Here is a 22,014-nt window from a genome sequence, read left to right on the forward strand (position 1 = left end):
CCCCGGAGCCCGGTCACCCCCGAGCCCGGTCACCCCGTGACCCCGTCACCCCCGGGCCCGGTCACCCCGTGACCCCGTCACCCCCGGGCCCGGTCGCCCCGTGACTCCGTAACGCCGTCAGCCCGTGACCTCGATCTGCTGCGGACGGGCCGTCCCCGGGTCGGCCCGGCCCGGGTCCGCCGGACCGGCGTTCGCCTCCGCGGGGGTCTTCGCCTTCGCCGTGCCGTCGATGTCGCCGCCCCCGCCGAGCCGGGACAGCATCGCCCCGAGGTCGATCCCGGTCGTGGAGCCCAGCAGTTCCATGCCCTGGGCGACGTTGTCGGCCACCGTGCGCGGCAGCTTGCCCGCGCCGTCCGTCGAGATCACCGTCATCTTGTCGATCGCGGACATCGGCTCCGCCGCCTTCGCGACGACCTCCGGCAGCACCTCGACGAGCATCTGGAGCACCGCCGCGTCGCCGTACCGCTCGAACGCGTCCGCCTTCTTGTGCATGGCCTCGGCCTCGGCCGCGCCGTGCGCGGCGACAGCCGCCGCCTCCGCCTCGCCCTCCAGCCGTACGGCCTCGGCGAGCGCGGCACGCCGCTTCTGCTCGCCCTCACCCGTGAGCCGGTACTCCTCGGCCTTGGCCTCCGCCTCCAGCCGTACGGCGTCCGCCAGCGCCCCGCGGCGCAGCTTCTCGCCCTCACCGGTGAGCCGGGACTCCTCGGCCTCCGCCTCGGCCTCCTTGATGCGGGCCGCCCGCTCGGCGTCGGCCTGCTTGACCCGGGCCACGCGCTGCGCCTCGGCCTCCTGCTCGGCCTGGTAGCGGGCCGCGTCCGCCGGCTTGCGGATCTCGGTGTCCAGCTGCCGGTCCTTGAGCGCGGCCTGCCGTTCGGCGACCTTCTCCTGCTGGAGCAGCACCTCCTGCCGTCGCGCGGCCTCGGCCAGCGGGCCCGCCGCCGCGGCCTGCGCGGCCGCCGCGTCGGTCTCGGCCTTGATCTCGGCCTGGCGGAGCGCGAGCACCCGGTTCGCGACCGCGATCTCCTCCTCGGCGCGCAGCCGGGCCTGTTCGGCGATCCGGCGGGCGTCGGCCTCGGCCGTGTCCGCCTCCTGCCGGGCGCGGGCGGCCTCGGGGCGGCCGAGGTCCTTCAGATAGCTGCCCTCGGCGGAGATGTCCTGGATCTGGAAGGTGTCGAGCACCAGTCCCTGCCCGGACAGGCTGGCCTCCGCCTCCTCCGCGACCTGCCCGGCGAACGCCGCCCGGTCCCGGATGACGTCCTCCACCGACATCCGGCCGACGATGGAGCGCAGCGCCCCGGACAGCACCTCCTGGGTGAAGCCGACGACCCCGCTCTGCTGCTGGAGGAAGCGCTGCGCGGCGGCACGGATGGCGTCCTCGTCGCCGCCGACCTTGACGATCGCGACCCCGTCGAGATCCACCTTGACGCCGCGCAGCGTCACCGCTCCGCGCACCGCGACCGGAATGTGCCTGCTGGACAGGTCCATGACATGCCGCTGCTGCACGAACGGGACGACGAAGACACCGCCGCCGACGACGACCTTCTGGCCGCTGTTGTCGTAACTGACGCGGCTGGTCACCGCGTCCACGGACTTCTTGCCGCGCCGGCCGGTGATGATGAACGCCTCGTTCGGCCCCGCCACCTTGTAGCGCGAGACGACGAGCACAGCCAGCAGCACGAGGAGTACGACGACTCCCACGACCGCGACGAGTACCGGGCTCATGGTTCTTCCTCCCTTGCCTTGCGTAAGTCTCGGATGCCGGCCCCGGCGACGGGGATCCGGCGGTACCGGCCCGGCCGCGCCGGTCCGGTGGTGCGGGCTGCCGCGCCCGCTCAGCGCTCGACGCGCCGCACCTCGACGGCCGTACTGGACAGCGCGCCGGACACCCACACCTCCGCACCGAGCGGCTGCGCCGCCTCGCTGCGCGCGCTGTACTTCACCGGCTGGCCGCCGACCCGCAGCAGCACCTCGCCGTATCCGCCCGCGGGGATCGGCGTCACCACGGATCCCGGGACGCCGGTCGGATCGGCCGAGCGACGGGTGGGCGCCGTCTGGTCGCGCATGAGCGCCCGGCTCAGCCGCAGCACCATCCAGGCCGTGCAGACACCGGCGGCGGTGCCGACAAGGGCGGCGAGGACCGGGCCGGCCCCGGCCGCGCCCTGTGCGATCGCGCCGCAGAAGCCGAGCGCCGAGACGAAGCCGGCGATCGCGGGCAGCGAGACGAGCCCCCCGACAGCGCCCTCGAACACCCCGTCCAGCAGCCCGTCGAAGACGAGGGCGAACACCAGCAGCACCAGCCCCACGATGCCGAGTCCAAGAAACCACCCCACGCGACCCACCTCCCGTCCGCCGCCAAAGCTCCGTGCTCACCGGAGCTTCACAGAGGGTGGCCCCCGAGCGCATTGCCGGATACCGGCAACCTTTACGGACCCTTGATGCCGGGCTGCCGCCGCCCGCCGCGGGGGCGGGCGCCGGCGGCCCCCGGCCGGGAACGGCCGCCGGACAATCGTGGCGAGGTGGCGGTAGCGGCTCCGATACGATATTGGCGGTCCGCAGAACCGTTCATCACTCCGTGTAACTACCTGGGAGCAGCCGAAATGGCTCGACACCTCATCACCAGCGCCCTTCCGTACATCAACGGGATCAAGCACCTGGGCAACATGGTGGGGTCCATGCTCCCGGCCGACGTGTACTCCCGCTATCTGCGGCAGCGCGGACACGAAGTGCTCTACATCTGCGCGACCGACGAGCACGGCACCCCGGCCGAGCTGGCCGCGAAGGAGGCCGGGCTGCCCGTATCCGATTTCTGCGCGCAGCAGCACGACGCGCAGAAGGCGATCTACGACGGGTTCGGCCTGCGATTCGACTTCTTCGGCCGCAGTTCCTCCGAGCAGAACCGGGAGATCACCCAGGAGATCGCGCGCGAGCTGAAGGCGCACGGTTTCATCGAGGAGCGCGCGATCCGCCAGGTCTATTCGCTGGCCGACGACCGTTTCCTGCCCGACCGCTACATCATCGGCACCTGTCCGCACTGCGGCTACGACAAGGCGCGCGGCGACCAGTGCGAGAACTGCACACGCGTCCTGGACCCGACCGACCTGATCGAGCCGCGCTCCGCGATCAGCGGCAGCAGCGAGCTGGAGGTCCGGGAGACCAAGCATCTCTTCCTGCTCCAGTCCGCGCTGGCCGGCGAGGTCGAGGCCTGGGTCGACGAGCGCGCCGACAACTGGCCGGTGCTGGCCTCGTCGATCGCCCGCAAGTGGCTCACCGAGGGTCTGCACGACCGCGCGATCACCCGCGACCTGGACTGGGGCGTCCCCGTCCCGGCGGACACCTGGCCGGAACTGGCCGCCGAGAACAAGGTGTTCTACGTCTGGTTCGACGCGCCGATCGAGTACATCGGCGCGACGAAGGAGTGGGCCGACCTCGACCCGGCCAACCGCGACTGGCGCTCCTGGTGGTGGAAGTCGGACGACGACGTCCACTACACCCAGTTCATGGGCAAGGACAACGTCCCCTTCCACAGCGTGATGTTCCCGGCGACCCTGCTGGGCACCCGCGCGCCGTGGAAGAAGGTCGACGTCATCAAGGCCTTCAACTGGCTGAACTACTACGGCGGCAAGTTCTCCACCTCGCAGCGCCGCGGCGTCTTCACGCACGACGCGCTGGAGATCCTGCCCGCCGACTACTGGCGCTACTTCATGATGGCCAACGCCCCCGAGTCGGACGACTCCTCGTTCACCTGGGAGCACTTCACGGCCACGGTGAACAAGGACCTCGCGGACACCCTCGGCAACTTCGTCAACCGGGTGCTGTCCTTCTCCCGCAAGCGCTTCGGCGACGAGGTCCCGGCGGGCGCGGCGGCAGGCGAGGCGGAGACGCGGCTCGGCACCGAGATCGCGCGGCTGCTGGCGGAGTACGAGGAGCAGATGGACGCGCTCCAGTTCCGCAAGGCCGCGGCGGCGCTGCGCGCGCTGTGGTCGGCGGGCAACTCCTACCTGGAGGAGAAGGCCCCCTGGCTGGAGATCAAGACCGACCAGGAGGCGGCGGCGCTGACCCTGCGGACGGCGATGAACCTGATCCACCTGTACGCGGTGGTCTCGGGGCCGTTCATCCCGGCCTCTGCGGCGGCCATGCGCGCGGCGTTCGCGCTGCCGGACGACACGGCGACCTGGGTCACCCCGGCCGGGGCGGCGTCCCTCGACAGGATCCCGGCCGGCACCGCGTTCACGGTCCCGCCGGTGCTGTTCGCCAAGCTCACGGACGACGACCTGGCGGCGTACAAGGAGCGCTTCGGCGGCGAGGAGTGACCGCGCCCGCCGCAGGCTGACGGCCGCAGGGCGACGACAGCGGCGGCCCCCCGGTTNCGTGGAGAGCCGGGGGGCCGCCGCTGTCGTGCTTGAGCGCTGCCGTCGTGCTTGAGCGCTGCCGTGCTTGCGCCTGCCGTGCTTGCGCCTGCCGTGCTTGCGCCTGTCGTGCGTACGCGCCGGGGCCGCGCTACTCCGCCGGCCTGCCCTCCGCCTGCTTTCCCTCGGCGGGCTTGACCTGCGGCGGCTTCCGCAGGCTGAGGTGCAGCTCGCGCAGCCGCGCCTCCTCGACCTCGCTCGGGGCGCCCATCAGCAGGTCCTGCGCGTTGCCGTTGAGCGGGAAGGCGATCGTCTCGCGGATGTTCGGCTCGTCGGCCAGCAGCATCACGATGCGGTCGACGCCCGGGGCGATGCCGCCGTGCGGCGGGGCGCCGAACTTGAAGGCGCGGAGCATGCCGCCGAACTCGCTCTCGACCTCGTCCTTGGAGTATCCGGCGATCTCGAAGGCCTCGTACATGATCTCGGGCTCGTGGTTCCGGATGGCGCCGGAGGACAGCTCGATGCCGTTGCAGACGATGTCGTACTGCCAGGCGAGGATGTCCAGCGGGTCCTTGGTGCGGAGCGCCTCCAGGCCGCCCTGCGGCATGGAGAACGGGTTGTGGGAGAACTCGATCTCGCCGCTGTCCTCGTTCTTCTCGAACATCGGGAAGTCGACGATCCAGCAGAAGCGGAAGACGTTCTCCTCGAAGTGCCCGGTCCGCTTCGCGGCCTCGACCCGGACCGCCGACATGATCTTCGAGACCTCGTCGAACTCGCCCGCGCCGAAGAACACCGCGGTGCCCGGCTTGCCGCCGACCTCGGTGACCAGCCGCGCCACGTCGTCCTCGGTCAGGAACTTCGCGATCGGACCGGTGAGCTTCCCGTCCTCGCCGATCCGGACCCAGGCGAGGCCCTTCGCGCCCTGCTCGGCCGCGAACTCACCCATCTGGTCGAAGAACTTCCGCGGCTGGTCCGCGGTGTCCGGCACGGCCAGCGCCCGCACGTGCTTGCCCGCGAACGCCTTGAAGCCGGAGCCCTCGAAGACGTGCGAGACGTCGACGAGCTCCAGCCGCGCGCGCAGGTCGGGCTTGTCGTTGCCGTACTTCAGCATCGACTCGCGGTACGGGATCCGCGGGAACGGCGAGGTGACCTCGCGGCCCTGCCCGAACTCGGTGAACAGGTCGGTCATCACCTTCTCGATGACCTGGAACACGTCCTCCTGCTCGACGAAGCTCATCTCGACGTCGAGCTGGTAGAACTCGCCCGGCGAGCGGTCGGCGCGGGCATCCTCGTCGCGGAAGCAGGGCGCGATCTGGAAGTAGCGGTCGAAGCCCGCGATCATCAGCAGCTGCTTGAACTGCTGCGGGGCCTGCGGCAGCGCGTAGAACTTTCCGGCGTGCAGCCGGGAGGGGACCAGGAAGTCGCGCGCGCCCTCGGGGGAGGTCGCGGAGAGGATCGGGGTCGCCATCTCGTTGAAGCCGAGCGCGGTCATCTTCTGCCGCAGCGCGGCGATGACACTGGAGCGCAGCATGATGTTGCGGTGCATGCGCTCGCGGCGCAGGTCGAGGAAGCGGTATTCCAGTCGCCGCTCCTCGTTGACCCCGTCCTCGGTGTTGATCGTGAACGGCAGCGGCTCGGCCGCGCCCAGCACCTCGACCTCGGAGACCTCGACCTCGATCTCGCCGGTCGGCAGCTCCGGGTTGACGTTCTCGGCACCGCGCGCGGTGACCCGTCCGTCGACACGGACGACCGACTCCTTGGTGATGGCGCTCAGCGCCTCGTTGGCCGGCGTGCCGGGCCGGGCGACGAGCTGGACCAGCCCGTGGTGGTCCCGGAGGTCGATGAAGAGGATGCCGCCCAGATCGCGACGATTGTGCAGCCAGCCGCTCAGCCGCACGTCGGCGTCGACGTCAGCGGCGCGGAGTTCGCCGCAGGTGTGGGACCGGTACCGATGCATCGTTCATCCAAGTCGTCGGATCGTTGTGGGGGCGGGCCCGGGACGGTGGCGCCCGGACCGGGCCGGTCAAGGGCCGGGAGCAAGCGTACCGGTACCCGCCTGCCCTCCAGCCGTCGTCAGAACACCACAAATCTGCCTAAAGTAATGAAATGCGCTCCGAGGATGTTCTGGCCGCGACGGCGACCGGCCTCTGGCGCTGGGACACCGCCACAGGCCAGGTGGAAGTGGACGCCCCGGCGGCCCGGCTGCTGGGGCTGCCGGGCCCCGAGACGTACGGCGAAGCCGCCGTCCGGTCCCGGTTCCACCCCGAGGACTGGGTGGAGATGCGGCGCCTGGGCACCCTGGCCCTCGCGGAGGGCACCGTCGCCGAGATGCGCGTGCGCGTGGTCGCGGACGACGGAACGGTGCTGCGGACCGTGCGCAGCCGCTCGCAGCAGGCCGGGGAGGACGGCGGGGGCTTCCTGGTCGGCCTCGTCCAGGAGCTGCCCGAGCCGGACCCGGGCGGCTCGCACCCGGCCGCGGCAGCGGCGGGCGCCGGCGAGTGGTCCCGCTCCCGGGAGGCGTTCCTGCTGGACGCGGGCCGCGCGCTGGCCGAGGCCCGGTCCACGGACGAGGTGCTGCGCGTCACCGCGAGCCTGTCCATGCCGGGCTTCTCCCCGGACGGGCTCGCGGTCTACGGCATCGACGGCAACCGGCTCAAGTTCCACGGCTACCACGGTTACGCCCCCGAGGACGTGCCGCCGTTCGAGCAGATGCCGCTGGACGCCCCGTACCCCGCCTCCGAGGTGATCCGCACCGGCCGGGCCGTCTATCTGTCCTCGCCCGAGGAGTACGCGGAGCGCTACCCGATCACCTGGCCGCTGATCGCCCACTTCGGCCGCCGGTCCTGGGCGTATGTGCCGCTGACCGTGGCCGGCCGCACCACCGGGGCCTGGATGGCGGCCTTCAACCAGCCGGTGTCCTTCACCGCCGACGAGCGCTCCGTGCTCACCACCGTGGGCCGGATGCTCGCGCAGGCGCTGTCCCGGGCCGAGGCGGAGGAGTCCGAGCGCGAGCTGTCCGTCGGTATCCAGCGCTCGATGCTGCCCACGGTGCGGCCCGAGGTCCCCGGGATGACCGTCGCGGCCCGCTATGTGCCGACCGGCGGCGGGCTCCAGGTCGGCGGGGACTGGTACGACATGATCCCGCTGCCCGGGGACCGGCTGGCCCTCGTCATCGGCGACGTCCAGGGGCACGACGTCCGCGCCGCGAGCCTGATGGGCCAGCTGCGGATCGCCCTGCGCGCCTACGCCGCGGAGGGACACCACCCGGACGCGGTGCTCTCCCGGGCCTCCCGCTTCCTGTCCGGCCTCGTCGGGGAGGAGCCCTCCGGGGGCGGGAGCAGCCCCGGGGACAACGGCGCCGATCCGCGCTTCGCCACCTGCCTCTACGCCGAGGTCGACCCGGCCACCGGCACCCTGGACATCGCCCGCGCGGGCCACCCGCACCCCGTCACGCGGATGAGCGACGGAACGATGATGATCCGCGAGACGGCGGGCGGGCTCCCGCTGGGCATCTTCCCGGACAGCGACTATCCGACCACCCGGCTGGTGCTGGAGCCGGGCGAGCTGATGATGTTCTGCACGGACGGCCTGATCGAGACCGGCGGGCACAACATGCAGACCGGCTGGCTGCGGCTGCGCGAGGCCATCAGCGAGCACGCCGGGGAGCCGCTGGAGGAGATGGCCGACGGGCTGATCGAAGCCGTCGTCGGGCCGTCCTCGCACCGCACCACCGGCCCGCTGTCCGACCGGCGGGAGGACGACATCGCGCTGCTGCTCCTCTGCCGCAACGGCCCGGGCTGCGGTTGCGGGCCGTCGGAGCAGGTCCACCAGCCGAAGGTGCGCCGTACGGTCATGTCGGTCGCCCAGGCCGAGGCGCACCGGCTCTCCGAGACCCGCCACTCGCTGCGCGACCTGCTGCACGACTGGGCGGACCCGGAGCAGGTGGACGCCGCCGAGCTGATGATCTCCGAGATGGTGACGAACGTGCTGATGCACACCGACGGTGACGCGGTCGTCGTCGCGCAGGTCGTCAGCGGCTACGCCATGGACGCCCCGCGCGCCCACCCGGACGTGCACCCGCTCGACGACACCCATGCCCCGCCCGGGCCGCGGCGCCTGCGGGTGGACGTGGCCGACAGCAGCGACGAACTTCCGCACCGCCGGAGCCCGGGCGAGATGGCCTCGTCGGGGCGCGGGCTGCTGCTGCTGGAGATGCTGGCCGACAGCTGGGGCGTCGACCCCCGGGGCGAGGGCAAGTGCACCTGGTTCGAACTCACCGAGCGGCAGCCGGGCGCGGCCGGTGATGTGCCGGCCACGCCCGGGCTGCCCGCGCCGTCACCGGCGTAGGCGGGCGGGCCCGCCCCGGCGACCGACCGCCCGGCCCCGCCCGGCCCCTCAGTCCTGGGCCGGCACGGTGCCGAGGCGCCCCGCCTGGAAGTCCTCGAAGGCCTGCGCCAGCTCGGCGTGGGTGTTCATGACGAACGGCCCGTACTGCATCATCGGCTCGCGGATCGGCTGCCCGCCCAGCAGCACGACCTCGAAGTTCGGGCTGCGGGACTCCTGCGACTCGTCCGCCCGGATCGTCAGCGTGTCACCGCGGCCGAAGACCACGGACTGGCCCATCCGGAAGGGGCGGCCCTCCGCGCCCGCCGTGCCGCGGCCCGCGAGCCCGTAGGCCAGGGCGTTGAAGTCGGCGCGCCAGGGCAGCGTCAGCTCGGCACCCGGGCCGACCGAGGCGTGGATCATGGTGATCGGGGTGTGGGTGACGCCCGGGCCGGTGTGGCCGTCCAGCTCACCCGCGATGACCCGCAGCAGCGCACCGCCGTCGGCGGAGGCCAGCAGCTTGATGTTGCCGCTCCCGATGTCCTGGTACTTCGGGGCGATCATCTTGTCCTTGCGCGGCAGGTTCACCCACAGCTGGAGGCCGTGGAAGAGGCCGCCGCTCATGACGAGCGACTCCGGCGGGGTCTCGATGTGCAGCAGCCCGGAACCGGCGGTCATCCACTGGGTGTCGCCGTCGGCTATGGTGCCTCCGCCGCCGTGCGAGTCCTGGTGGATGAAGGTGCCGTCCATGATGTAGGTGACGGTCTCGAAGCCGCGGTGCGGGTGCCAGGGGGTCCCCTTGGGCTCGCCGGGCGCGTACTCCACCTCACCCATCTGGTCCATCATGATGAACGGGTCGAGGTTCTTGTAGTCGATCCCGGCGAACGCCCGGCGGACCGGGAAGCCCTCGCCCTCGAAGCCGCTCGGCGCGGTGGTCACCTGGAGCGCGCGGCGCTGCTGCCGGGCCTCCTCGGCGGGCGGGGTGACGCGCGGCAGGGTCAGCGGGTTGTCCACGGTGACGGCGGGCATGATCGGCCTCCTCGGGCTCTTCCCCGGTCGGGGACGACGGCATTTAGTTGAACACTAAACAGCCAGGGTGCGCGTCGCCATTCCCGTACGGGCACACCGGCCTGCCGGCGGCCCGGGAACAGGGACGAACGGCCGCCGGCTAGGGAACGCCCGCGGCCGGGCGCAGCTCAGCCATACATGCGCCGCATCGCGAAGTCGACCATCTGCTCGACCGCCTTCGCGTCGAAGACCATCCGGTGCTCCCCCTCCATGTCGAGCACGAAGCCGTACCCGGTGGGCAGCAGGTCGAGCACCTCGGCGCCGGTGACGACGAAGTACTTGGACTCCTTGCCCGCATAGCCGCGCAGCTCCTTGAGCGTGCTGAACAGCGGGATCACCGGCTGCTGGGTGTTGTGCAGGGCCAGGAAGCCGGGACCCTCGCCGCGCGGGCAGTAGATCTTCGAGGTGGAGAAGATCTGCTGGAAGTCCTCCGCCGACATCGATCCGGTGGTGAAGGCGCGCACCGCGTCGGCCAGCGACGGCGGCGACGGTTCGGGATAGAGGGGCTGCTCGCCGTAGCCGCCGTGCCCCTGCTGCGGGGGCGGCGGGGCGGCGTACTGCTGCCCGGCGCCCGGAGTTTGGTCGTAGCCGTACATGAGCCAAAGGGTAACCAGTCACACTTGGCCCATTGAGGCTTGCTTCTTATTACTGGCGGGTAGCATCATGGTGATTACCGATTGGTATGTATGAGAGGTATGCCGCCTCCCCGAGCTACGGAGCCGTCGCACATGGGCCACTACAAGTCGAATCTCCGCGACATCGAGTTCAACCTCTTCGAGGTGCTCGGCCGCGACAAGCTGTACGGCACCGGCCCGTTCGCGGAGATGGACGTCGACACCGCCAAGAGCGTGCTGTCCGAGATCGCACGCCTGTCCGAGAACGAGCTGGCCGCCAGCTACGAGGACGCCGACCGGAATCCGCCGGTGTTCGACCCGGAGACCAACACCGCCCCGGTCCCGGAGTCCTTCAAGAAGAGCTACCAGGCCTACATGGACGCCGAGTGGTGGCGTCTGGGCATCCCGGAGGAGCTGGGTGGCACGACCACCCCGCGCTCGCTGCTCTGGGGCTTCGCGGAGACGATCCTCGGCTCGAACCCGGCGGTGTGGATGTACGCCTCCGGCCCCGCCTTCGCGGGCGTGCTCTTCGAGGAGGGCACCGAGGAGCAGAAGCAGATGGCGAAGACCGCCGTGGAGAAGGGCTGGGGCTCCACCATGGTGCTGACCGAGCCCGACGCGGGCTCCGACGTCGGCGCCGGCCGCACCAAGGCGGTCAAGCAGGACGACGGCACGTGGCACATCGAGGGCGTGAAGCGCTTCATCACCTCGGGTGAGCACGACATGAGCGACAACATCATCCACTACGTGCTGGCCCGCCCCGAGGGCGCCGGCCCCGGCACCAAGGGCCTCTCCCTCTTCGTCGTGCCGAAGTACGACTTCGACCCGCAGACCGGCGAGCTGGGCGAGCGCAACGGCGTCTACGCCACCAACGTCGAGCACAAGATGGGCCTCAAGGCCTCCAACACCTGCGAGATGACCTTCGGCGACAAGCACCCCGCCAAGGGCTGGCTGCTCGGCGAGAAGCACGACGGCATCCGCCAGATGTTCAAGATCATCGAGTTCGCCCGGATGATGGTCGGCACGAAGGCCATCGCCACCCTCTCCACCGGCTACCTCAATGCCCTGGAGTACGCCAAGGAGCGGGTGCAGGGCCCGGACCTGGCCGCCTTCACGGACAAGACCGCGCCGCGCGTCACGATCACGCACCACCCGGACGTCCGCCGCTCGCTCATGACCCAGAAGGCGTACGCCGAGGGCATGCGCGCCCTCGTCCTCTACACCGCCTCGGTCCAGGACGAGATCCTCGTCAAGGAGGCCGCGGGCGAGGACGCCTCCGACATCCACCGCCTGAACGACCTGCTGCTGCCGATCGTGAAGGGCTACGGCTCGGAGAAGTCCTACGAGCAGCTGGCGCAGTCGCTCCAGACCTTCGGCGGCTCCGGGTACCTCCAGGAGTACCCGATCGAGCAGTACATCCGGGACGCCAAGATCGACACCCTCTACGAGGGCACCACCGCCATCCAGGGCCAGGACTTCTTCTTCCGGAAGATCGTCCGCGACCAGGGCCAGGCGCTGACCGCCCTCTCCGAGGAGATCAAGAAGTTCCTGGGCGACGCCGAGGGCGGCGAGGAGCTGGCCGACGCCCGCGCCGAGCTGTCGAAGGCGGCCGTGGACCTGGAGGCCATCGTCGGCCACATGCTGACGGACCTCGCGGCCACCGAGAAGGACGTGAAGTCGATCTACAAGGTCGGCCTCAACACCACGCGGCTGCTGATGGCCTCGGGCGACGTCGTCATCGGCTACCTGCTGCTGAAGGGCGCCGCCGTGGCCGCCGCGAAGCTGCCGACCGCCCCCGCGAAGGACAAGGCCTTTTACGAGGGCAAGGTCGCCGCGGCGAAGTTCTTCGCCCACACCGTCCTGCCGGGCGTCTCGACCCAGCGCGAGCTGGCCGAGAAGACCGACAACTCCCTGATGGACCTGGACGAGTCGGCCTTCTGACCCGCCCCGCCCGGCCCCCGGCCGGCATCCCCTGCCCGGAACCCCCGTCCGCCTCCACCGGACGGGGGTTCCGTCGCGTCCGGACCCCGGCGAGCCACAGGTGCTTCCGGCTATACGTCGGTTTCCGTCGCGCCGCCGATCTCGCACCAGACGACCTTCGACATGTCGCCGCAGCGGTTCGGCGGTACGGGGTAGTGGTCCCAGCGGTCGGCGAGGGTCTCCAGCAGGTGCAGGCCCCGGCCGCCCTCGTCGTCGGATCCGGTGATCCGCAGGTCCGGTGGCTTCGGACTGGTGTCCCAGACCGACAGGGTCAGGGCGTCCCGCGCCCAGCGCAGCCGGAGTTGGGCTTCGCCGTCCGAGTGAACGATGGCATTGGTCAGCATTTCACTGGCCAGCAGCTCAGCTCGCTCGACGAGGTCAGGGACCTCGTGCGCGGTGAGCGCGGCGCGCAGAGACGTTCTGGCGACGGACACGGAGCGGGGATCGTGCGGGATCCGGAGCCGGTACTCGAACGGGTTGGGCATGGCCATGGAGACCTCCGAGGCGTACTGAAGGCGGTTGAGTGGACGACCGTGTGCTGACGTGACGAGGTCCCCGCGGTGGCTCGCCGCCCTCCCTTGTCCTGGCCAGTTCAGGACAAGGGGAGAGAGGTGCGCTTCCGGCTGGCCGGAGATCCGCTGAGTGATCGATGCGGTACTCACCGTAGGGGCCAAGTTTGTTCCCTGGCAAGCGAGTCTGAAAAGTTCGCCCGTTACGGGGACACGTGGCACAGTGACGCCACGGCCCGGAGGAGGAAGACCTGCATGCCGCCCAGAAGCAACCCGACCGCCCGTCAGGAGCGGTTGGGTGCCGAGCTGAGGAAGCTCCGCGAAGGTGCTGGAATCACAGCCCGCTCGGCAGCCCGCGCGATCGGTATGGACCAGGCCAAGATGTCGCACCTGGAAGCCGGACGGGTCGCAGTCGGCGGTGAGCGGGTGCGCGCCTTGTCGGCGCACTACGGAGTGACAGACGGTGCCCTGGTCGAAGCCCTCGCCACCATGGCGGATGAACGCGTACGCGGGTGGTGGAACGCCTACCGGGACGTACTGCCCCAGAGTTTCCTGGACTTGGCCGAACTCGAGCACCATGCGACCTACGTGAACAGCATCGAGATCACGCAGGCCCCCGGACTTCTGCAAACCGAGGAGTACGCGAGAGCCTTGTTCACGTACATGGACCCGGGACGCTCGCAAGCCGACCTGTCAGCCCGGGTCGAGCACAGGTTGCGGCGGCAGGACGTGCTGGACCGTACTCCTCGGCTCGCAGTCGAGATGGTGATTCACGAGGCGGCGCTCCGCATCTGCGTTGCCGACCGGGCTGTGGCCCGTGCCCAACTCGAACGCTTCCTGGAAGAATCCGAACGCGACAACGTGGCGATCCGCGTGATCCCCTTCCGGGCCGAAGGGTTCGGAAGCCCCGGATACTCGATGACGTACGTCGGTGGCTCGGTGCCCCGACTCGACACGGTTCAAGTGGACGCCGTGCATGCCGGTGTCCTTCTGGACGACGCGGCCCAGTTGCGCACGCACCGGGACCTGTACGCGAAGGTCAGAGACCTCGCGCTGGCCCCTGCGGAGTCGCGGGACCTCATCAGTGAAGTGCGGCAGCAGATGTGAAGGGATCGACGGTGTCCGAGCACGCCGAATGGCAGAAGTCCTCGTTCTCCGGAGGCGGAGAGGGCAACAACTGCGTCGAGCTGGCCGTGGCGGGCGACGCGGTGGCGATACGCGAAAGCGACGAACCCGGTGTGGTCCTCACGACCACACCGGGCCCGCTGCGGGAGCTGATACGCACGGTCAAGGCGGACGCATTCCGCCCACACGCTTGAGGCCGCGGCCCGTCAGTCGTCGGCGGCGGGCGGATTCGTGAAGAGGCAGAACGGGTGGCCGGCCGGGTCGAGGAGGACGCGTACGTCGTCCTGGGGCTGGAAGGCGGCCGTGGTCGCGCCCAGGCTCGTCGCACGGGCCACCGCCGCCGGCAGGTCGTTCACCTCGATGTCCAGGTGCAGCATCATCTGCTGCTCGTCCGGCGCGGACGGCCAGCGGGGCCGGGTGTAGTGCGGCTCGGTCTGGAAGGACAGTCCCGCGCCGCCTTCCGGCGGGGCCAGCATGACCCAGTCCGGCCCGTCCTCCTTCACCCGCCAGCCCAGCAGCCTGCGGTAGAACGCCGCCAGCTCACGGGCGTCGGGCGCGTCGAGGACGGTCGCGGACAGCGAGAAGCGCGGGGTGTCGGCCATGCCGTCACCGTAGCGGCGCATCGGGGCCGCCACAGCCGGAGCGCCGGTCAGCCCAGTCCGAACGCGTCCGCCAGCGCGTCCGTCTGAGCGCGCAACAGCGTCTCGGTCCGGTGCCCCATTCCCGCGTACTGGCCGGTGACGGCCAGGCTCACCGTGCCGTGCAGGGCCGACCACGCCAGCACCGTGCCCGCCAGGGCGGTCGCCGCGCGGTCGTCACCGGAGGACAGGCCGGTGCGGTCCCGGATCCAGGCCGCGGCCGACTCGTCCGTACGCAGCCACTCGGCCGTCTCGGCCACCACCGGCCGTACGGCGTCCCGCGGCTCGCCGCGGGCGAAGACCTCGGTGAACGGGCCCATCACGGCGCGGGCGCGATCCAGCGTGTCGGGCGGCGCCGAGTAGCCCGGCACCGGGCTGCCCTGGATCAGCAGATAGCGCTGCGGTTCGGCGGCGGCCCAGCCCAGGTAGGCGTCCGCGAGGGCGTGCAGGCCGGCGCGGGGGCTGCCCGGGAGACGGGCACCGGCGCGGCCGACCGCCGCCGCGGCGTCGTCGTACGCGTCCCTGATCAGGCTGCTCAGCAGGTCGTCGCGGCCGGCGAAGTAGCGGTACAGCGCCGGGCCGGAGAGGCCGACCTCCTTGGCGATCCGGGTGAGGGCCACCGCCTGGGCGCCTCCCTCGGCCAGTTGCCGGAGGGCGATCGCCTTGATCTCGCCACGGGTCTGTTCCCGGTAGCGGTCCCGGGGAGTCGACGCTCGTTCGCTGGCCATGGCTTCTTTCTCCTGTCCGGTGGGCGGCCCTCCGGGACAGTACACGACATCTCTTGTGCGACTGTCTCTCAGTGTAGTTATAGTGTGTAACTGAAGCGAGAGGCAGTCACCATCCGGCGTGCGCGTGGCGCCGGCAAAGCAGGAGGGGAACCCCATGACCAGTACCGAATCCGGTCTGCACGTCGTCCTCGGCGCCGGACCCGCGGGCACCACGCTCGCCGCCGAGCTGGCCCGGCGCGGCCATCCGGTCCGGCTCGTCGACCGGTCGGGGACCGGCGAGGCCGTCGAAGGCGTGCAGCGCCGCCGGGGCGACGTCGGCACGCCCGAGGGGGCCCGCGAGGCGATGGCGGGAGCGGCCGTGGTGTACCACTGCGTGAACGTCGCCTATCACCTCCAGGTCGACGTCATGCCCCGCGTCCAGCGGGCGGTGCTGAGCGCGGCCGAGGCCGTCGGCGCCCGCCTGGTAGTCCTCGACACCCTCTACCCGTACGGCGAGACGCACGGCGAGGTCATGACCGAGCGGACCCCGTGGCGGGCCACCTCCGGCAAGGGCCGGATGCGGGCGGAACTCGACACCGGATATCTGGAGGCCCACCGGGCGGGACGGGTCCGCGTCGCCCTCGGGCGTTCGGCCGACTTCACCGGGCCCCGGGTGCTGAACTCGAGCCTGGGCGGGGCCGTCTTCCCCGGCGCGCTGACCGGCGGCGACGTCCTGGCGTTCGGCGACATCGACCTGCCGCACAGCTACAGCGACATCCGCGACGTCGCGGCCGGGCTGGCCGTCCTCGGCGAGCACCCGGCGGGGGACGGCCGGGTCTGGCACCTGCCGGCCGACCGCGCCCGGACGACCCGCGAGGTGCACCGGATGATCGAGGAGCGGGCCGGGCGGCCGCTGAAGGTGGTGGTGCTCGACGAGCCCCGGCCGTTCGGGCCGTTCGACAAGACCCTCATGGACGCGTACGCCGAGATGTTCTACCAGCACACCGAGCCGCAGATCATGGACTCCGCGGCGTTCCAGGAGGCCTTCGACGTCCGGCCGACCCCGCTGGGCGACACCCTGGACGCGACGCTCGACTGGTACCGCGCGCTCCTCGACCGCGGCTCACAGTTCCAGGCGGCGCAGCCGTAGCATCCCGGCCGCCACGGCGGCGCACGTCCAGGCCACCAGGACCGCCAGCCCCAGGACGGGGCTGAGCGACGCCGCCTCCCCTGGGTCCACCGGCAGATCCGCACCGACCGCGAACATCCGGAAGCCGGCCTGGTCCGGCAGATACCGCGCGAACCACGCCGTGGCCTCGACGGTCATCAGCAGTTGCGAGACGAGGAAGTAGAGCGGCGTCAGTACGGCCAGGGCCGCGACGGGACTGCGGACGGCACCGGCGATTCCCGCGCACAGCACCGTCGTCAGCACCAGGTAGGTGACGGCGCCGGCCATCGCCCGCGGCAGCTCGGGGGCGCTCAGCGTGGTGCCGTGGGCGCCGAGTCCCGCCTGCGTGGCCAGATAGCCGAGGAATACCGAGGGGAGCGCGACGGCGAGTGCCGCCCCGGCACCGGCCAGCAGTTTCGCCGTGTAGAAGACGCCCCGGCGCGGCACCGCCGTCAGCGAGAGACGGATCATCCCGGAGCTGTATTCGTGGCCGATGATCAGCACGCCGAAGACGATCAGGGCGAACTGGCCGTAGGCGACGGCGGCCAGGCCCGCGGCCTCCGGGTCGAAGTCCGGGCGGACCACGGAGCTGCCCCGGTCGACGGCGCGGCGCACCGACCAGCCGCTCACCGCGCCCAACGCCGTGCAGGTCACGAACAGCGCGGCCAGGGAGGCGGTGCAGGAGCGCAGCGTGCCGATCTTCGTCAGTTCGGAGCGCAGTACGGGCATCAGGCCGGGGCTCGGGAGGCGGAGGGTCACCGGGAGTCCTTCCGGGGCGTGACGGCCGACGAGGGTGGGAGCGTGGCGGTCGACGGGCGCGGGGTGGCCGGGGCGGAGGAGGGTGGACTGGCGGGTGGGGGCGGGTTGTCCGCCCGGGCCACGAGGTCGAGATAGGCGTCCTCCAGCGAGCCCGACGTCCCGCCGAGGCTTTCCAGCACGATCCGGTGCCGGCCGGCCAGGTCCCCCACCTGGCCGGCCGTGGCTCCGGTGACGGAGAGCGCGCCGTCGGGAAGCGGACGGACCTCCCAGCCGGCGCCCCGGAGTACGGCGGCCAGCCGGGCCGGATCGCGGGCGGTCACGCGGACGCCCGGCCGGGCGTACCGCTCGATCAGCTCGTCGGTCGGCAGATCGGCCAGCACCCGGCCCCCTCCGATCACGACGAGACGGTCGGCGGTGCGCGCCACTTCGGTCATCAGATGGCTGGACACCAGCACCGTCCGTCCCTGGTCGGCCTGCCGGCGCAGGAAGGAGCGCAACCAGATGATGCCCTCGGCGTCCAGGCCGTTGACCGGTTCGTCGAGGACGAGTACGTCCGGGTCGCCCAGCAACGCAGCTGCCAGGCCCAGCCGTTGGGTCATGCCGAGGGAGAAGGCGGAGATCCTGGCGCGGGCGGCCCGGTCCGGCAGGCCGACCTGTTCGAGTACGGCATCGATCCGGCTCAGCGGGATCCGGTTGCTCCGGGCCAGCCAGCGCAGATGCCGGCGGGCGGTGCGGCCACGATGGGCGCAACCGGCCTCCAGCAGGGCGCCGACGGTCCGCAGCGGAGCGGTCAGGTCCCGATACCGCTCGCCGTGGATCAGTGCCCGGCCCGTGTCCTGGCGGACCAGACCGAGGAGGATCTTGACGATCGTGGTCTTGCCGGCTCCGTTGGGTCCGAGCAGCCCGGTCACGCTGCCCGGCGGGACCGAGAAACCGACCCCGCCGAGGGCGACCGTCGAGCCGTAACGCTTGGTGAGTTCCGCCACCTCGATCATGTGCAGCAGGCTGCCAGCGGCCCCGCGGTGTGTCGTCAGCCCGTACGGGGACGGGCCGGGTCCCCCCGGGGGCGGAGCGCGGTGAACATCCTCAGTGGGGTGCCGGGTCCTGGCCCGGGGCCGCGGCTCGGACCAGCCCCGATTCGTAGGCGGCGATCACCAGTTGGGCGCGGTCCCGGGAGTGCGTCTTCGCCAGGAGCCGGCTCATGTGGGTCTTTACGGTCGCGGGGCCGATCCGCAGCCGCCCCGCGATCTCGGTGTTCGACAGGCCGCGGGCGACGAGTTCCAGGGTCTCGAGCTCCCGGGCCGTGAGCTCCGGGAGCCGCCGGTCGCGGGAGGCCGCACCGGAATCCGGAGCCGCCCGCCGTCCGGCCGTGAACGCCGCGATGAGCCGCCGGGTCACGCTCGGCGCGAGCAGGGCCTCGCCGTCCGCGACCACCTCGACCGCGGTGAGCAGTTCCTCGGGCGGGGTCGTCTTCAGCAGGAACCCGCTGGCGCCCGCGTCCAGTGCGCGGAACACGTGCTCGTCCGTGTCGTACGTGGTCAGGACCAGCACCCGCGTCGCGGCCGCCGTGCCGGGGTCCGCGCAGATCAGGCGGGTCGCCTCGATACCGCCCATGCCCGGCATCTGGATGTCCATCAGCACGACGTCCGGACGCTCCCGGGCCGTCACCTCGACGGCCTCCCGGCCGGTGCCCGCCTCGCCGACCACGGTCAGCCGGTCCGAGGAGTCGATCAGCAGCCGGAACCCGGCCCGGACCAGGCCGTGGTCGTCGGCCACGACCACCCGGTACGGACGGCCGGCGCCACCCACGGTGGTGTCCGCGCTCACGGGGCGGACACCACCGGGGCCCGTCCCGCGCCCGCGTCGCGCGGAGGCTGCAGGGGCACCGTCGCCCGTACCCGGAAGCCGCCTCCCGGGACGGGGCCCGCCGTCAGGCCGCCTCCCAGCGCCGTGACCCGCTCGCGCATGCCGGGCAGTCCGTGGCCCGACGACTCCGAGGGCTGTGGCACGCCGGGCAGGCCGCGTCCACCGGGTCCGTCCCGGCCGTCCAGCCCGTCGCGTGCGCCGGACACGTCCGGGGCGCCGGGTACATCACCCGACGCGCCCCGCCCGGTTTCCGCCCCGCTGCCGTGCACGCGGCCCTCGTCGACGATCTCCACCTCCACCCGGCCGCGATCCGCCACCACCCGTATCCGGCACCGCGTCGGCGCGGCGTGGCGGACCACGTTGGTCAGCCCTTCCCGCACCACACGCCGTACGGTCAGCGCCACCTCCGCCCCGGCGCCGCCCGGCCCGTCCAGTCCCTCCGACACGAGGGACACGTCGACACCGGCGGCCCGGGCCGCGTCGGCGATCCGCTCCAGGTGGTTCGGCAGCGTCTCGGTGTCCCGTTGGGGCAGGTGGCGGGCCCCGTCGGGAAGGTGGCGGGCCCCGTCGGGCACGTCGTGAGGCGCGTCGTCAGGCACCCGGCCGCGCGTCTCGTCGCCGCTTCCGTCGCCGTTTCTGAGGATGTCGAGCATCCGCCCCATCTCGGCGATCCCCTCCCGGCTGGCCGACTCGATCGTCCTCAGCGTCTCGACCGCCTGTTCCGGCCGTTCCCGGGCCAGATGGCGGGCGACGGACGCCTGGACATGGATGACGTTGAGGGTGCCGGACACCACGTCGTGCAACTCCCGGGCCAGGTTCAGTCGTTCCTCTGTGGCGGCGCGGCGCGCGCTCTCGCGTACCGCCCGAGCTGTCTGCGTCCTCCGGTCGCGCACCGTACGCCCGAGGATCCAGGCCCCGCCGAGCGCGATGCCGCCGAGCAGCACCGTACGGACGGCTTCCGCCGGCACCGCCGTCCCGGTCCCGCCGGTGGCGAGAGCGGCGAACAGCAGCACGCCCCACAGCGAAGCCACCCGGACCGGGAGCCGGCGGGGACTGCCCCGCGGCGCCTCCAGGGCCAGCGGGTACAGCGCGAAGGCGGCGGCCACCAGCGGGTCGCGTACCACTCCGGCGATCAGCGCCGCCGCGTTCCCGACGAGGACGACCGCGAAGACCTGCTGCGGCCACAGCCATCGCAGGGGCAGCGGGGCGGCCACCGTGAGCAGCGCGACAGCGGTCGTCCACCCGTGGCCGGCCGGCGCGGGCAGCAGGAACACCAGCGCGTAGCCGCATGCCGCCGCGGTGTCCGGACCCAGTCGGCGGGCGTGCTCCGGCGTCCACTCCTTCAGCACCTCAGGCGCCCCTCTCGAGAAGCGAACTCACCCGGGACGGCCCGACGGCCGCCCCGGTCGAGGGGTCAGCCTAGGGGGTCTCCGGTCGATCTCCGCGGGAGAAGGAGCGGGGCCCGGTGCGCGCTCCCCCAGCTACCCCCGGACTTCGTCCGGGGGTAGCTCCAGGAAGTACCCCCAGCAAGGCGGAGGAGGGAGTCGACGCGGTGGGGGCACCTCCCGGCCGAAGTCCGGGGGACGTCGTCGACCGACGACAACGCCGCTGGGGGCACGTCCCGGCCGAAGGCTCGGGAAGTGTGTGCCGGACCCCGCGACGCCGCGGGGATCGACCGGACACCCCCTGGATTCCGTACTCGGGGCCGTGGGCGGAACTTCAGGTGCCGCCGCCCGACCCCGGCTTCAGCAGGACCTTCGTCCAGCCCTCCTCGCGGCGGTCGAAGCGTTCGTACGCCTCGGGGGCGTCGTCCAGCGGAAGGCGGTGCGAGACCACGAACCCCGGGGACGCGCGCCCGGCGACGATCAGGTCGCGGAGCTTGCGGTTGTACGCCTTCACGTTCGCCTGGCCGGTCCCCATCCGCAGGCCCTTCTCGAAGAACTTGCCGATCCGGAAGAGCAGTTCGCCCTTCTTCGCGTGCTCGGTGGGCCCGCCCGGGTCCGCCGGCAGGTACAGCCCGACGACACCGAGCATGCCCGTGGGGCGGACCGACTCCACCAGGCCGTTCAGGACGATGGCGGGCTGCTCCTCGCCCTCCCGGGCGGTCGCCTGGTAGCCCACGGCGTCGATGCCCTTGTCCGTGCCCTCGCCGCCGGTCCGGTCCTTGATCTGCTCGGCGGCGTCCCCCTGGCCGAAGTCGACCGGGATCGCGCCGATCTCCTCGGCCAGCCGCAGCCGGTCCGGCTGCCGGTCGACGACGAAGACCCTGCTCGCGCCGCGCAACAGCGCCGAGTACGCCGCCATCAGCCCGACGGGCCCGGCACCGAAGACGCTCACGGTCTCGCCCGGGGACACCTGGGCCAGCTCGGTCGCGTGGTAGCCGGTGGGGAAGATGTCGGCGAGCAGGGCGAAGTCGTCCTCGTGCTCCTCGCCCTCCGGGAGTTGGAGGCAGTTGAAGTCGGCGAAGGGCACCCGCAGATACTCGGCCTGCCCGCCGCGGTACGGTCCCATCGAGACATAGCCGTACGCGCCGCCCGCGAAGCCCTCGTTCACCGTCAGGCAGAAGCCGGTGAAGCCCGCGAGGCAGTTCTTGCAGAAGCCGCAGGCGACGTTGAACGGGAGGACGACGCGGTCGCCCACCTTGACCCGGGCCACGCCCGAACCGACCTCCTGCACGACGCCCATGTTCTCGTGGCCGAAGACGATGCCGGACTCGGCGCCCGTACGCCCCTCGTACATGTGCAGGTCGGAGCCGCAGATCGCCGTCGTCGTGACCTTGACGACCACATCGGTCGGATCCTCGATCCGGGCGTCGGGCACGTCCTCGACCGCCACCTTGAACGGTTCCTGGTAGACCACGGCCTTCATGGGGCACCTCCTGCCTCGGGTACGGCTCCCTTGCCGCCGTGCC

General features: G+C 71.8%; 19 protein-coding genes. 6 read left to right on the plus strand and 13 right to left on the minus strand.

The window, feature by feature from the left end:
• Nucleotides 1-117: 117 nt before the first annotated feature.
• Nucleotides 118-1,722, minus strand: coding sequence for a flotillin family protein (locus GCU69_RS09825; protein WP_098752797.1), 1,605 nt, complete (start codon nucleotides 1,720-1,722; stop codon nucleotides 118-120).
• A gap of 110 nt (nucleotides 1,723-1,832) precedes the next feature.
• Nucleotides 1,833-2,330 (minus strand): hypothetical protein, encoded by a 498-nt coding sequence (locus GCU69_RS09830; RefSeq protein ID WP_156205703.1) that lies wholly within the window; start codon nucleotides 2,328-2,330, stop codon nucleotides 1,833-1,835.
• 267 nt (nucleotides 2,331-2,597) lie between these two features.
• Here GCU69_RS09830 and metG point away from each other — a divergent pair, with 267 nt between their 5' ends.
• On the plus strand, nucleotides 2,598-4,310 hold the full coding sequence (metG, locus tag GCU69_RS09835; protein WP_156205704.1) for a methionine--tRNA ligase: 1,713 nt from the start codon (nucleotides 2,598-2,600) through the stop codon (nucleotides 4,308-4,310).
• 187 nt (nucleotides 4,311-4,497) lie between these two features.
• On the opposite strand, the gene aspS is transcribed toward metG, so the two are convergent.
• Nucleotides 4,498-6,303, minus strand: a complete 1,806-nt coding sequence (aspS, locus tag GCU69_RS09840) for an aspartate--tRNA ligase (protein WP_098752800.1) — start codon at nucleotides 6,301-6,303, stop codon at nucleotides 4,498-4,500.
• A gap of 149 nt (nucleotides 6,304-6,452) precedes the next feature.
• Here aspS and GCU69_RS09845 point away from each other — a divergent pair, with 149 nt between their 5' ends.
• A complete protein-coding gene (locus GCU69_RS09845; protein WP_098752801.1) occupies nucleotides 6,453-8,693 on the plus strand; it encodes a SpoIIE family protein phosphatase in 2,241 nt (746 codons plus the stop codon).
• A gap of 48 nt (nucleotides 8,694-8,741) precedes the next feature.
• Here GCU69_RS09845 and GCU69_RS09850 read toward each other — a convergent pair whose 3' ends face one another.
• The gene (locus tag GCU69_RS09850) at nucleotides 8,742-9,698 is read right to left on the minus strand and encodes a pirin family protein (RefSeq protein WP_156205705.1); all 957 of its coding nucleotides are present in this window, start codon (nucleotides 9,696-9,698) and stop codon (nucleotides 8,742-8,744) included.
• A gap of 167 nt (nucleotides 9,699-9,865) precedes the next feature.
• Nucleotides 9,866-10,333: an SseB family protein gene (locus GCU69_RS09855; protein WP_098752803.1), complete on the minus strand. Its 468-nt coding sequence runs from the start codon at nucleotides 10,331-10,333 to the stop codon at nucleotides 9,866-9,868.
• Between the two features lie 132 nt (nucleotides 10,334-10,465).
• Here GCU69_RS09855 and GCU69_RS09860 point away from each other — a divergent pair, with 132 nt between their 5' ends.
• Nucleotides 10,466-12,292: an acyl-CoA dehydrogenase gene (locus GCU69_RS09860; protein WP_098752804.1), complete on the plus strand. Its 1,827-nt coding sequence runs from the start codon at nucleotides 10,466-10,468 to the stop codon at nucleotides 12,290-12,292.
• A 110-nt stretch (nucleotides 12,293-12,402) separates the two neighbouring features.
• Here GCU69_RS09860 and GCU69_RS09865 read toward each other — a convergent pair whose 3' ends face one another.
• Complete coding sequence (locus tag GCU69_RS09865; protein WP_098752805.1) at nucleotides 12,403-12,822, minus strand: ATP-binding protein; 420 nt, start codon at nucleotides 12,820-12,822, stop codon at nucleotides 12,403-12,405.
• 273 nt (nucleotides 12,823-13,095) lie between these two features.
• On the opposite strand from GCU69_RS09865, the gene GCU69_RS09870 reads away from it, so the two are divergent.
• Together GCU69_RS09870 and GCU69_RS09875 are read left to right on the plus strand one after the other, a co-directional pair.
• Nucleotides 13,096-13,947 (plus strand): helix-turn-helix domain-containing protein, encoded by an 852-nt coding sequence (locus GCU69_RS09870; RefSeq protein ID WP_156205706.1) that lies wholly within the window; start codon nucleotides 13,096-13,098, stop codon nucleotides 13,945-13,947.
• Between the two features lie 11 nt (nucleotides 13,948-13,958).
• Nucleotides 13,959-14,159: a DUF397 domain-containing protein gene (locus GCU69_RS09875; protein WP_156205707.1), complete on the plus strand. Its 201-nt coding sequence runs from the start codon at nucleotides 13,959-13,961 to the stop codon at nucleotides 14,157-14,159.
• A gap of 12 nt (nucleotides 14,160-14,171) precedes the next feature.
• On the opposite strand, the gene GCU69_RS09880 is transcribed toward GCU69_RS09875, so the two are convergent.
• Both GCU69_RS09880 and GCU69_RS09885 read right to left on the minus strand, forming a co-directional pair.
• Entirely contained in the window at nucleotides 14,172-14,567 is a 396-nt protein-coding gene (locus tag GCU69_RS09880) for a VOC family protein (protein ID WP_156205708.1), read from the minus strand.
• A 47-nt stretch (nucleotides 14,568-14,614) separates the two neighbouring features.
• Complete coding sequence (locus GCU69_RS09885; RefSeq protein ID WP_098752807.1) at nucleotides 14,615-15,331, minus strand: TetR/AcrR family transcriptional regulator; 717 nt, start codon at nucleotides 15,329-15,331, stop codon at nucleotides 14,615-14,617.
• A gap of 154 nt (nucleotides 15,332-15,485) precedes the next feature.
• Between GCU69_RS09885 and GCU69_RS09890 the strand changes: the two genes are divergently transcribed.
• Complete coding sequence (locus GCU69_RS09890; RefSeq protein ID WP_156205709.1) at nucleotides 15,486-16,460, plus strand: NAD-dependent epimerase/dehydratase family protein; 975 nt, start codon at nucleotides 15,486-15,488, stop codon at nucleotides 16,458-16,460.
• On the opposite strand, the gene GCU69_RS09895 is transcribed toward GCU69_RS09890, so the two are convergent.
• The 5 genes from GCU69_RS09895 to GCU69_RS09915 all read right to left on the minus strand — a co-directional run bounded on the left by GCU69_RS09895 (nucleotide 16,434) and on the right by GCU69_RS09915 (nucleotide 21,971).
• On the minus strand, nucleotides 16,434-17,237 hold the full coding sequence (locus GCU69_RS09895; RefSeq protein WP_098752809.1) for an ABC transporter permease: 804 nt from the start codon (nucleotides 17,235-17,237) through the stop codon (nucleotides 16,434-16,436). The genes GCU69_RS09890 and GCU69_RS09895 overlap by 27 nt on opposite strands.
• On the minus strand, nucleotides 17,234-18,232 hold the full coding sequence (locus GCU69_RS09900; RefSeq protein WP_156205710.1) for an ABC transporter ATP-binding protein: 999 nt from the start codon (nucleotides 18,230-18,232) through the stop codon (nucleotides 17,234-17,236). The genes GCU69_RS09895 and GCU69_RS09900 overlap by 4 nt, the downstream gene beginning before the upstream one ends.
• A 91-nt stretch (nucleotides 18,233-18,323) precedes the next feature.
• Nucleotides 18,324-19,064, minus strand: coding sequence for a response regulator transcription factor (locus tag GCU69_RS09905; protein ID WP_235978368.1), 741 nt, complete (start codon nucleotides 19,062-19,064; stop codon nucleotides 18,324-18,326).
• Nucleotides 19,061-20,452 carry a sensor histidine kinase gene (locus GCU69_RS09910; protein ID WP_156205711.1) on the minus strand — a complete coding sequence of 464 codons (1,392 nt, stop codon included), beginning with the start codon at nucleotides 20,450-20,452 and terminating at the stop codon, nucleotides 19,061-19,063. The genes GCU69_RS09905 and GCU69_RS09910 overlap by 4 nt, the downstream gene beginning before the upstream one ends.
• A gap of 370 nt (nucleotides 20,453-20,822) precedes the next feature.
• The gene (locus GCU69_RS09915; RefSeq protein ID WP_098752815.1) at nucleotides 20,823-21,971 is read right to left on the minus strand and encodes a glutathione-independent formaldehyde dehydrogenase; all 1,149 of its coding nucleotides are present in this window, start codon (nucleotides 21,969-21,971) and stop codon (nucleotides 20,823-20,825) included.
• Nucleotides 21,972-22,014 lie beyond the last annotated feature (43 nt).

This window comes from Streptomyces lycii (assembly GCF_009735685.1).
Lineage (GTDB): Bacteria > Actinomycetota > Actinomycetes > Streptomycetales > Streptomycetaceae > Streptomyces > Streptomyces lycii.

What these genes read in the sequence shown, in the direction of transcription:
- aspS (WP_098752800.1), bottom strand. Translation starts at nt 6,303, where the DNA reads ATGCATCGGTACCGGTCCCACACCTGCGGCGAACTCCGCGCCGCTGAC.
- GCU69_RS09885 (WP_098752807.1), bottom strand. Translation starts at nt 15,331, where the DNA reads ATGGCCAGCGAACGAGCGTCGACTCCCCGGGACCGCTACCGGGAACAG.
- GCU69_RS09865 (WP_098752805.1), bottom strand. Translation starts at nt 12,822, where the DNA reads ATGGCCATGCCCAACCCGTTCGAGTACCGGCTCCGGATCCCGCACGAT.
- GCU69_RS09900 (WP_156205710.1), bottom strand. Translation starts at nt 18,232, where the DNA reads ATGATCGAGGTGGCGGAACTCACCAAGCGTTACGGCTCGACGGTCGCC.
- GCU69_RS09860 (WP_098752804.1), top strand. Translation starts at nt 10,466, where the DNA reads ATGGGCCACTACAAGTCGAATCTCCGCGACATCGAGTTCAACCTCTTC.
- GCU69_RS09890 (WP_156205709.1), top strand. Translation starts at nt 15,486, where the DNA reads ATGACCAGTACCGAATCCGGTCTGCACGTCGTCCTCGGCGCCGGACCC.
- GCU69_RS09850 (WP_156205705.1), bottom strand. Translation starts at nt 9,698, where the DNA reads ATGCCCGCCGTCACCGTGGACAACCCGCTGACCCTGCCGCGCGTCACC.
- GCU69_RS09825 (WP_098752797.1), bottom strand. Translation starts at nt 1,722, where the DNA reads ATGAGCCCGGTACTCGTCGCGGTCGTGGGAGTCGTCGTACTCCTCGTG.
- GCU69_RS09915 (WP_098752815.1), bottom strand. Translation starts at nt 21,971, where the DNA reads ATGAAGGCCGTGGTCTACCAGGAACCGTTCAAGGTGGCGGTCGAGGAC.
- metG (WP_156205704.1), top strand. Translation starts at nt 2,598, where the DNA reads ATGGCTCGACACCTCATCACCAGCGCCCTTCCGTACATCAACGGGATC.
- GCU69_RS09855 (WP_098752803.1), bottom strand. Translation starts at nt 10,333, where the DNA reads ATGTACGGCTACGACCAAACTCCGGGCGCCGGGCAGCAGTACGCCGCC.
- GCU69_RS09845 (WP_098752801.1), top strand. Translation starts at nt 6,453, where the DNA reads ATGCGCTCCGAGGATGTTCTGGCCGCGACGGCGACCGGCCTCTGGCGC.
- GCU69_RS09870 (WP_156205706.1), top strand. Translation starts at nt 13,096, where the DNA reads ATGCCGCCCAGAAGCAACCCGACCGCCCGTCAGGAGCGGTTGGGTGCC.
- GCU69_RS09880 (WP_156205708.1), bottom strand. Translation starts at nt 14,567, where the DNA reads ATGGCCGACACCCCGCGCTTCTCGCTGTCCGCGACCGTCCTCGACGCG.